This is a genomic window from Mycolicibacterium sp. XJ2546 (assembly GCF_053483195.1).
The window spans coordinates 1-12232 of the sequence record NZ_JBEFRW010000029.1; the positions used below are offsets into that span (position 1 = coordinate 1).

1 protein-coding gene is annotated in these 12232 nt (G+C 68.6%); it reads right to left on the reverse strand.

What is annotated here, in order from left to right:
• Nucleotides 1-160: 160 nt before the first annotated feature.
• Nucleotides 161-12232: non-ribosomal peptide synthetase (locus tag ABQE44_RS25470; RefSeq protein ID WP_448432567.1), on the reverse strand; the 12072-nt coding region annotated here is incomplete at its 5' end.

Sequence of the window (12232 nt, forward strand, 5' to 3'; positions counted from 1 at the left end):
TCCGGGGACCGGGATACCTGCTCGGCGAACGACTCCGGAATCGACGTCAGCGCCGGGACCGGCGCGGTCAACGCCGCACGGTTACCCCACTCATCGAGGTCTTCGAGTTCGTCTTCATCGTCGAGATCCATCGACAACAGCCGACGGGAGGCATCGGCGGTCACGGTTTCCGCACCGAATCGCCGGTCATGGCCGCCAGCACCCGCTGGAACCGGCGCATGATCTTGCGGACGCGGTTGGCGTCGAACACGTCGGTGTCGAACTCGACGCGCAGTACCAGTTCCTCGCCGGGCATGGCCTGCAACGTCAGCGGGTAGTGGTTGTACTCACGGCCGTCGACCTTGGTGATGGCCAACCCGTTGGTGGTGTGCATCGCGGCGGTGTTCACGGGATAGTTCTGGAAGACGAACAGGGTGTCGAAAAGTTGGTCGTGGCCGGCGACGCGGTGAATCTCGTTGAGCGCCAGGTGCTGATGGTCCAGGGTGTCCATGTGGCAGCGCTGCAGATCGCTGAGCAGGTCGGCGATCGTGGTGTCCGGGGTGATGGTGGCCCGGATCGGCACCGTGTTGATCAGCAGGCCGACCATCGACTCTGCACCGGCCACCTCGGCTGACCGCCCCGAGACCGCGACGCCGAACGTGACGTCGTGCTGGCCGGTCAACCATGTCAGCAGTTGCGCCCACGCGGCTTGCAGCACAGTGTTGACGGTGGTCTGGCAGCTGCGGGCCAACTCGTTGATGGCCTGGGTGGTTTCGGCGGGCACGTGGAACGACTCGGTGGCGCGCCGGCCTGGTTTGGTCCGGCCCCTTGGCGCCACCAGTGTGGGCGTCTCGAACCCGGCAAGGACTTCGCCCCAGGCGGCGTGAGCGGCTTCGACGTCGCGCTCGGCCAGCCAGGTGACGAATCTGCGGTAGGACCCCGCGGACGGGAGATGCTGCCCGTAGTAGCTGGCGAAGATCTCCTGCAACAGGATCGGCAGCGACCACCCGTCGAGCACAATGTGGTGGTAGGTCATCACGAACCGGTGCTCGTTGTCGGCGGTGCGGATCAGCGCGGCGCGGAACGCCGACTGTTGGTTCAGGTCACACACCGCGGCACGTTCGGCGGCGCACAGCCGCTGCATCTGCTCGTCGACGTCGCCGAATTCCGGTTCGTCCGTGGCGATCTCGAGGTACTGCCACGGGATGTTCGGTTCGGCCGGGATGACCTGCACCGGTTCTTCGAACTGTTGGTTGAACCGGGCTGCCAGGTTGGGGTGGCGGTTGACCACCGTTTGCACCGCACCCTGTAGCCGCTCGGCGTTCAGCGGGCCGGTGACCGTGATGTCGAGCTGCATGGCGTAGACGTCGTCGACGTCGTGGCCGCTGGTGGCGTTGGCGTGGAACAGCAGCCCCTGCTGCAGTGGGGTCAGGGGCAGCACGTCGGCGATGCGCTGCTGTTCGCTGAGCTCGTCGATCTCCTCCTGGGTGAGACGTGCGGGCGCGATGTCGGAGGGTGTGAGGCCGCCGCCGCCGCGCCGGACGTGGGCGGCGATACCGCTCAGCGCGTCGAACCACAGTTGGGACAGTTGGCTGACCTGTGTCTCGTCCAGTACGGAGGGGGCCCACGTCCATGTTGCGTACAGTTGCGGGCCGTCGTCGGTGTCGACGGTGCTGGCGTTGAGTTCGACGGTGTGCTCCAACGGCATTGGGATCGCCGCGGCGGCGGCGCTGAGCGCGGCACCGTCCTGGCTGACCTGCCAGAGTTCCGCGGTCGAGTCCGCCGCGGCGGCCCCCATCCTGCCGAGGTAGTTGAATCCGATGGTCGGGTCGGATCCGCTCAGCCCGGCGTCGGGGTTCAGATAGCGCAACAGCCCGTACGTCAAACCGTCTGGGAGGGAGCGCAGTTGCTCCTTGGCCTTCTTGATCACAGCGTCGAGCGCAGCGTCACCGGACACCACCTGCGCCCAGGACAGCCCGCCGATAGTCATCGCCACCGGATACTTGGTGGTGAACCAGCCCACGGTGCGGGACAGGTCGACGTCGGATGCGATGTCTTCGTTCCGGCCGTGGCCTTCGACGTCGATGGCGATCGACGCGGTGGTGTCCAGCAACTGCGTCAGCGCCAGCCCGTAGGCGATCAGCAGGATGTCTTGCACCCCGGCGCGGTACGCCGCCGGAACCTCGCCGAGCAACGCGCGTGTCGTCTCTGCGTCCAGCGCGGCCGTGAGGTGCCCGGCGGTGGCGTAGGTGTCCAGGGCGGGTTGTGCCGCAGGCATCCGGGACGGCAGATCCAGCACTTCGCGCCAGTTGTCGGCCTGCGCCACCACGGTCGTGTCGTGGGCGTAATCGCCCAGCAGCGCCGACCACCGCGCGAACGAGGTGCCCGTCGGCGGCAATGCCACAGCTTCGCCGTTGCGGTGCTGTGCCCACGCGATGTTGAGGTCCTCCAGCAGGATTCGCCACGACACCGCGTCGACGGCGAGGTGGTGGACGATCAACGCGAGCTGGCCGGTGGTGCGCACCCACAGGGCGCTGACCATCACCCCGTCCGCGGGGTTCAGCCGCGACCGCGCCGCCACCAACGCCTCGTCGGTCAACGCGTCCACCGAATGCACGCACTCGTCGGCGTGCACCGAATCAGGTTCGGGCACAGTCAAAGACCAGCTGTCGGCGCCGTCGTTCTCAACCCGCAGCCGCAGCATGGCATGCCGGTCCAGCAGCGCAGCCAGCACCACCCGTACCTCTGCCTCGGTGACCCCGGCCGGGGCTTGGACCACCACGGTCTGGTTGAACTCCTCGATTGCGCCGCCGCGGGTCTGCACCTCACGCAGCCACCGCATGATCGGGGTCGCGGTCACCGGGCCGGTGCCTTCGTCGGTCGGTCCGCCCTGTCCACTGCTGACGTCGACCACCTGGGCCAGCCGGGCCACGGTCTGCTCGACGAAAATGTCACGGGGCCGGCACATCACACCGGACGCCCGGGCCCGCGCCACCACCTGCATCGAGAGAATGCTGTCGCCGCCGAGGTCGAAGAACGGGTCGTCGACGCCGACCTGCTCCAGGCCCAGCACCTGGGCGTAGATCCCGGCCAAAATCTCCTCGATCGCGTTCGCGGGCGACCGGTACCGGCCGACGTCACCGTAGTCGGGGGCGGGCAGGGCCCGGGTGTCGAGCTTGCCGTTGACCGTCAGCGGCAACGCGTCCAGCACCACCACCGCGGCCGGCACCATGTACGGCGGCAGCCGGTCGGCCAACGCATTTCGCGCCGCCGCCGGATCCACGCCGCCGGGCGTGGTTTCGGTGACGTAGCCGACTAGGCGTTTGGTGCCCGGATGGTCCTCGCGGGTGATCACCACCGCCTGCTCTACACCGTCGAGTGCGGCCAGCGCGGTATGAATTTCGCCGAGTTCGATGCGGTAGCCGCGAATCTTGACCTGATCGTCGGCGCGGCCCAGGTACTGCAGCTGACCGTCGGGTCGCCAGCTCACCAGATCGCCGGTGCGATACATGCGTGTTCCGGCCACCCCCGGCCCGCCGAACGGGCACGCGACGAACCGCGACGCGGTCAAACCCGACCGTCCGAGGTATCCGCACGCCACACCGTCACCGGCCACGTACAGCTCGCCGACGACGCCGGCGGGGACCGGCCGCAGCCACTCGTCGAGCACGAACAGCGCCGCCGTCGGCACGGGCGCACCGATCGGCGCAGCGCCGGACCCCGGCGTCAGCGGGGCGCTCATCGACGCGTAGACCGTGATCTCGGTGGGTCCGTATGCGTTGATCACCACCCGGCCGGGCGCCCAGCGGTCCACCACCTCACCCGGGCAGGCTTCGCCGCCGAGCAGCAACGACACCGAGTCCAGCCCCTGCGGAGACAGTGCCGAGACGGCGGACGGGGTCTGGGTCAGCACGTTTACCCGCTCACGAACCAGCAGGGCGTGGAAATCGTCGGGTGAACTCGCCACCGATTCGGGCACGACCACCAGACGCGAGCCGCCGAGCAGGGCAGCCCAGATCTCCCACACCGAGAAGTCGAAAGCATAGGAGTGGCACTGCGTCCACACCTGGTCCTGCGGCAGGTGCTCAGGCGATGAGCGCGCCAGGTGTGTCAGGTTCTGGTGCGAGACGGCCACGCCCTTGGGCACGCCGGTGGTTCCCGAGGTGTAGATCAGGTAGGCGATGTCGGCGGGAGACGGATCCGCCAGCGGCGCCTCGGGTTGAGTGCCCGCGGTCGCCTCGATGTCACGGATGTCGAGGACGGGTATGGGACGGCCAGCCAGCCGGTCGGCGAGGTCGGCGTTGGTGACCGCGACGGTCGGCGCGGCGTCGGCGAGCATGAAGTCGATGCGGGTTGCGGGCATCGCCGGGTCGACCGCCAGATACGCCGCGCCCGCCTTGAGTGCGGCCAGCATGGCCACGATCGCCTCGGCGGACCGGTTGAACAGCAGCACCACGCACTGCCCCGGTCCGGCACCGTGTGCAATCAGCTTGTGCGCCAACCGGTTCGCGGCATGGTCTAGCTCGCGGTAGGTCAACGACCGCTGACCGCAGGTGACGGCCACCGCATCGGGGGTGCGCGCCACATGCTCGGCGAACAGGGCGGGCACCGACGATGCGTCCGGGTCCGGGCCGGTCAGTGCCGTGAGGTTGCCGACCGAATCGAGGTGGGCGTGTTCCTCGTCGTCGAGCAGATCGATCGACGACAGCCGCTGATCGGAGTCGGTGGTCATCGCAGCCAGCACCCGCTCGAATCGCTGAATCAACGTTTCGATGGTGGATGGGTCGAAGACGTCGGTGCGGAACTCCACCGTGCCGGTGATGCCGTCGGGTTCCCCGGCCTCGGTGCGCCGTTCGGCCAGCGAGAAGCTCAGATCCATTCGCGCCGTGTGGGTGTCGGCCGGCATCTGGGTGACCTCCAGATCACCGAGCGCCAGCCCCGAGCCGGAAGCGGGGACGTTCTGCCACGACAAGGCCACCTGAACCAGCGGGTGGTGGGTCAGTGACCGCGTCGGGTTGAGCCGCTCGACAAGCACCTCGAACGGCACGTCCTGATGTTCGTAGGCAGACAGGCTGCGTGCCCGCACCTGAGCCAGCACGTCGGCCATTGTGGGGTCGCCTGCCAGGTCCATCCGCAGCACCAAGGTGTTGACGAAGAACCCGATCAGCTCGTCGAGCGCGGGATCGCGCCGACCGGCGATCGGGAAACCCACCGCCACGTCGGAGGTTGCGCCCAACTTCGAGAGCAGCACGCCCAACGCGGCCTGCAGCACCATGAAGCTGGTGGCGTTGTGCTCACGGGCGATCCGGGTGATCTGCTCGTGCAGTTCGACAGGCCAGTTCAACGTGGTGGTGGCGCCGCGCTGGTCGGCCACCGGCGGGTAGGGCCGATCGGTTGGCAACGCAACACGTTCCGGCATCCCGGCCAGCGCGTCCTGCCAGTAGGCCAGCTGGGTGGCGATGCGGCTGTTGTCGTCGTCGAGATCACCGAACTGCGCACGCTGCCACAGCGTGTAGTCCACGTACTGCACCGACAACGGCGTCCAGCCCGGCGCCTGCCCCGCGCGCCGGTTGGCGTACGCCACACCCAGATCGGCCACCAGCGGTGTCATCGACAATCCGTCGGCAGCGATGTGGTGCACCACCGCCGCCAGCACGTGCTCGTCGCCGGACAGCCGGAACAGCTTGGCCCGCAACGGAATTTCGATGGCTAGGTCGAAGGTGTAGCGGGCGGCGTCGCCGATGGCCTGGTGCAGCCGGTTCGGCGCCCACCCGGTGGCGTCGACGACCTCCCAGCCGAACTCGGCCTGTTCGGCGGGCAGGACCAGTTGGCGCGGTATTCCCTGCACCGCCGGGAACAGGGTGCGCAGCGTTTCGTGGCGGGCCACCACGTCGGCGAGCGCGGTGCCCAACGCGTCGACGTCCAGCTCACCGCTGATCCGAAGCGCTGTGGCCATGTTGTAGACCGGGGATGGGCCCTGCAGCTGATCCAGGAACCACAACCGGGTCTGGGCGAACGACAGCGGAACCACCTCGGGCCGCTCGGCAGCCGTCAACGGCTCCAACGCCGACCCTTGCCCACCGATACGCGGTGCCAACTGGGCCACCGTCGGCGCCTCGAACAACGCGCGCACCGCGAGGCCGGCGTCCAGTGCCTTGTTGATTGCGGCCACCAGACGCATCGCCGACAGCGAATCCCCGCCGAGGTCGAAGAACGAGTCGTCGACGCCGACCCGCTCGACGCCGAGCACCTGCGCGTAGATGCCGGTCAGGATTTCCTCGGTCAAGGTGGCCGGAGCGCGGTAGTGATCGATGTCCTGATACTGCGGCGGCGGTAGTGCGCGGGTGTCCAGTTTTCCGTTGGGGGTCAACGGCAATGCGGGCATGGTCACGATCGCGGCGGGAACCATGTAGGCGGGGAGCCGCTCGGCGAGCTGTTTGCGCGCCTTGGCGGGGTCGGCGGTGCCGGTCATGTAGCCGACCAGCCGCAGATCTTGTGGACGGTCTTCGCGGGCGATCACCGCGGCCTGCTCGACGCCGTCCAAAGCGGCCAGGGCGGCCCGGATTTCACCGAGCTCGATGCGGTAACCGCGCAGCTTGACCTGTTCGTCGGCGCGGCCCACATACCGCAATTGCCCATCGGCACCCCACGACACCAGGTCGCCGGTGCGGTACATGCGGGTGCCCAGCCCGCCGAACGGGCATGCCACGAACCGTGATGCGGTCAAACCCGAACGGGCGACGTATCCGACGCCGACACCATGGCCGGCCACGTACAGTTCGCCGACCACCCCGGGAGGCACCGGACGTAACCATTCGTCGAGCACGAACAGTGCGGTGCCCGGCGTCGGTGAACCGATCGGCACAATGCGTTGCCCCGCGGGCCCAGCCTCCAAAGGCGCGCTGCGCGACGCGCAGATCGTGGTCTCCGTCGGGCCGTATCCGTTGACCATCACCCGTCCGGGCGCCCAGCGGTCCACGACCTCGGCGGGGCAGGCCTCACCGGCCACCAACAATGCCGTCGACTCCAGGCCCTCCGGCGAGAGCATCGCTGCCGCGGAGGGAGTCTGGCTCAACTGGCTGACCTGTTCGGCGACCAGCAGTGCGTGGCCTTCCTCGGGTGAGCGGGCCACCGACTCGGGGATCACCACCAGCCGCCCGCCGTGCAGCAACGCGGCCCAGATTTCTTCGACCGAGGCGTCGAAGGTATACGAATGCCATTGCGCCCACACCTGTTCCGGCATGTAGGCGTACAGCGACCGCAGCAGTTGGGTGACGTTGTGATGGGTGATCGCCACACCCTTGGGCACACCGGTGGTGCCCGAGGTGTAGATGATGTATGCGATGTCGTCGGGGGCCGGGGCCGGCAGCGCGGCGCTCGGCCGGTCGCCGAGGGCGGAATCGTCGACGACGATGACCGGTAACTCCCAGCCGCGCGACCGGTCGGCCAGGTTGCTGGAGGTGACCACTGCCGCGGGGACCGCGTCGCTGAGCATGAACTCGATACGCGCGTCGGGTAATGCGGGGTCGATCGGAAGATACGCCGCCCCGGTCTTGAGGACGGCGAGCATGGCCACCACCGCGTCCGCGGAACGCTCCAACAGCAGTGCGACACATTGTCCCTCGCCCACCCCGTGGGCAACCAGCAGGTGCGCCAACCGGTTCGCGGCCTCGTCGAGTTCCCGGTACGTCATGTCGCGGCCCGCGAAGCTGACCGCCACCGCGTCGGGAACGCGCGCGACCTGAGCGGCGAACAGCTCCGGAACCGAGAACGACGCCGGATCCCGGCGGGCGGTCAGTACCGCGCGGTTGCCCCACTTGTCGACGCGCGCGTGTTCCGCCTCATCGAGCAGGTCTATCGACGAGAGCCGCCGGTCGGGGTCGGCGGTCATCGCCGCCAGCACCCGTTGCCACCGCTCGACGAGGCCTTCGACGGTGTCGGTGTCGAACACGTCGGCGCGGAACTCCACCGCGCCGGCGATGCCCGCGGGTTCACCGGTCTGCGTCCAGCGCTCCCCGAGCGAGAAGGTCAGGTCCATCCGCGCGGTCTGGGTATCCACCGGCAGCGGGGTGACCTCCAGGTCGCCCAGGTTCAACCCGCCGGTGGGGTCGTCATCCCTACCGGGAAAGTTCTGCCAGGCCAACGCGACCTGAACCAGTGGGTGATGGGTCAGGGACCGGGTCGGGTTGAGCCGCTCGACGAGCACCTCGAACGGCACGTCCTGGTGCTCGTAGGCGGCCAGGCTGCGCCGCCGGACCTGCTCGAGCACCTCGGCCACGGTCGGATCGCCGGCCAGGTCGACGCGCAACACCAGGTTGTTGACGAAGAAGCCCACCAGTTCGTCCAGCGCGGGATCGCGCCGCCCGGCGATCGGGAAGCCAATGGCCACATCGGAACTCGCGCTCATCTTGGCCAGCAGCACCGCCAGCGCGGCCTGCATCACCATGAAGCTGGTCGAGCTGTGCTCCCCCGCCACCGTGCGCACCCGCTCCTGCAACTCGGCTGGCCAGTCCACGGTGATGTTGTCGCCGCGCAGATCGGCCACCGGCGGATACGGCCGGTCGGTGGGTAGATCGATCCGCTCGGGCATCCCGGCGAGCGCTTCTTCCCAGTAGGCCAGCTGCCCGGCGATGGGGCTGTCGCCGTCGTCGAGGTCGCCGAGTTGCGTGCGCTGCCACAGCGTGTAGTCGACGTACTGTGCCGATAGGGGCGTCCAGTCGGGCTCCTGCCCGGCGCACCTGCTGGCGTAGGCCACCCCGAGGTCACGGACCAGCGGGGTCAAGGACCAACCGTCGGCGGCGATGTGGTGCACCACCGCCACCAGCACGTGCTCATCGTCGGCGACACGGAAAAGCGTTGCCCGGATCGGGATTTCGGATGCCAGATCGAACGTGTAGCGCACCGTGCTGTCGATGGCCACATCGACTTGGCTTGCCGACCAGCCGGTGGCGTCGACGACGTCCCACCCAAACTGTGCCCCGTCAGCGGCTGTCACCACCTGCCGCGGTGTGCCGTCAGGTGCGTCGAACAGCGTGCGCAGGCTCTCATGGCGACCGACCACGTCGGCCAGCGCCGCACCGAGGGCCTCGGCGTCGAGGGAACCCTGCAGCCGCAATCCCACCGGCATGTTGTAAACCGGTGAGGGGCCCTGCAATTGGTCGACGAACCACAACCGGTTCTGGGCGAACGACAGCGGAACGGTTTCGGGCCGCTCAACTGCCTGCAACGGTGCCAGCCGGCCGGCAGCCTCGCCGATACGCGGAGCCAACTGGGCAACCGTGGGCGCCTCGAACACCGTTCGCACCGGAAGGTCGGTGTCCAGGCTGGCGTTGATCGCCGAGACCAGTCGCATCGTGGACAGCGAGTCACCGCCCAGGTCGAAGAACGAGTCGTCGACGCCGACGCGGTCCACCCCCAACACCCGGGCGAAGACGCCGACCAGGATTTCCTCGGTGGGATTGGCCGGCGCGCGGTAGCGGCCGGCGTCGTGGTAGTCCGGCGCCGGCAGCGCGCGGGCGTCGAGCTTGCCGTTGACGGTCACCGGCAGCGCGTCGATCGCCAGAACCGCGACGGGCACCATGTAGCCGGGCAGCCGTTCGGCAAGCGCGGCACGGGCTTCCGCCGGGTCGGCGGTGCCGGTGATGTAGCCGACCAGACGCTTGTCGCCGGGTTTGTCCTCGCGGGCGATCACCGCCGCCTGCTCCACGCCGTCCAGCGCGGTCAGTGCCGACTGGATCTCGCCGAGCTCGATACGATAGCCGCGGATCTTGACCTGTTCGTCGGCGCGGCCGAGGTAGTCCAGCTGCCCGTCCGGGCGCCACCGCACCAGGTCCCCGGTCCGGTACATGCGGGTGCCGGGCTCCCCGAACGGGCAGGCCATGAACCGCGACGCGGTCAAACCAGGCCGACGCCAATATCCCACGCCCACACCGGCGCCGGCGAGGTACAGCTCACCGACCACACCGGCGGGCACCGGGCGCAGCCAGGGGTCCAGCACAAAGAACGCCGCCCACGCCGTGGGCGAGCCGATCGGTGGAGATCCGGACCCCGCCTCCAAGGGGGCGCTGGCACACAACCACATCGTGGTTTCCGTTGGGCCGTAGACGTTGACCATCACCCGGCCCGGCGCCCACCGGTCGACCAGCTCCGGTGGACATGGCTCCGCGCCGATGACCAACGCCACGCCGTCGAGGTCCTCGACCGGCAGCATCGAAGCGGCCGACGGAGTCTGCGTCAACACCGTGACCTCTTCACGCAACAGCAGCCGGTGGAATTCCTCCGGTGAACGGGCCACCAACTCGGGCACCACCACCAGCCGCCCGCCGTAGAGCAGCGCTCCCCAGATTTCCCATACCGAGAAGTCGAAGGCATACGAATGGAACTGCGTCCAGACCTGCCCGGGCTCCAACGGCACACCGATCTGCAGCGAGTTGAAGAGCTGGGTGACGTTGTGCTGCTTGACCGCAACACCCTTCGGCAGCCCCGTGGTACCCGAGGTGTAGATGATGTGGGCGACTTCGTCGGGCGACGGTAGCGGCAGCGGTGCGCTGGGTTGGGCGGCCACCTCGGGATCGGCGACATCGAGGACTCGCAACCCGTAGCCGTCGAACCGCTGCGCCAACGCGGCGGTGGTGACGGCGGCGATCGGCGCGGCGTCGGTGAGCATGAACTCGACGCGCGCGTCGGGCAGCGCGGGGTCCAGCGGCAGGTAGGCGGCCCCGGTCTTGAGCACCGCCAGAATCGCCACGATCGCATCGGCCGAGCGTCCGAACAGCAGCGCCACCCGCTCACCCGGGCCGGCCCCGCGGCTGGCGAGCAGATGCGCCAACCGGTTTGCCGCCTCGTCGAGTTCGCGGTATGTCAGCGAGGTGTCCTCGAAGCGGACCGCGACTGCGTCCGGGGTGCGGGCGACCTGCGCGCCGAACACTTGTGGCACGGACGTCGGCTCGGGCAGGTGTGTCAACACCGACCGGTTGCCCCACGCCTCCAGGCGGGCACGCTCGGCGTCGTCGAGCAGATCCACCGCCGACAACGACCGCTGCGGGTCGGCGATCATCGCGGCCAGCACGGCCTGCAGCCGCTGGGCGAGGCCGCGGACAGTGGAGGCGTCGAAAACCTCGGTGTCGTACTCGATTCGGAAACTCAGCTCGTCGCCGGGCGCGGCCTGCACGGTCAGCGGGTAGTGGGTGGATTCGCGGAAGTCGAACTCGCCGATGGTCAGCCCGTCGGTGCCCAGCGTCGCGGCGGTGTCGACCGGGTAGTTCTCGTACACGAACAGCGTGTCGAAGAGCTGATCCTGCTCGGTGAGCCGGTGAATCTCGCTGAGCGCCAGGTGCTGATGCTCGAGCGTGTCCACGTGTGCACCCTGCATCTGGCTGAGCAGATCCGCGGTGGTGGTCCTCGGGCTGAAGGTGGCCCGCACCGGCACCGTGTTGATCAGCAGGCCCACCATCGATTCCGAGCCTGCGATCTCCGGCGGCCGACCCGAGTCCACGGTGCCGAAGGCGACGTCGTGCTGGCCGGTCAGCCAACACAGCAGCCGCGCATAGGCCGCCTGCAGCACGATGTTGATGGTGGTGTGATGCGAGCGGGCCAATTCACCGAGCGCCCGGGTGGTCTCCTCGGACACCGTGAAGGCCTCGGCGTCGCGGGGTCCGAGCCCCAACCGATCCGGTGGGGCCAGGAGCGTGGGCGTTTCGAACCCGGCAAGCGCGTGCCGCCAGGCCGAATGTGCGGCGTCGAGGTCCCTGTCGGCCAACCAGCTGACGAAGCTGCGGTACGGCGCGGCGGTCGGCAGTCGGTGGCCGTGGTAGCTGGCGAAGATCTCCTGCATCAGGATGGGCAGCGACCAGCCGTCGAGCACGATGTGATGGTTGGTCATCACGAAGCGGTGCCGCTCAGTTGCGGTGCGGATCAACGCCACCCGAAATGCCGGCGCGTGGACCAGGTCGCAGACCGCGACGCGCTCTGCGGCGCAGAGCTGTTCAGTTTCCTCGTCACCCTCCACGCCGACGTCGACGAAGTGCCATGGCACCGTCGGCTCGGCGGGGATCGTCTGCACCGGTTCATCGAACTGTTGGCTGAAGCGCGCCAACAGGTTCGGATGCCGACGGACCACGGCCTGTACGGCGTCGCGAAGGCGCTCGACATCCAGCGGTCCGCGCAGCTCGATGTCGAGCTGCGCGGCGTAGAGATCGGCGCTGGCGGATGCGGTGTTGGCGTGAAAGAGCAGCCCTTGCTGCAGCGGGGTGAC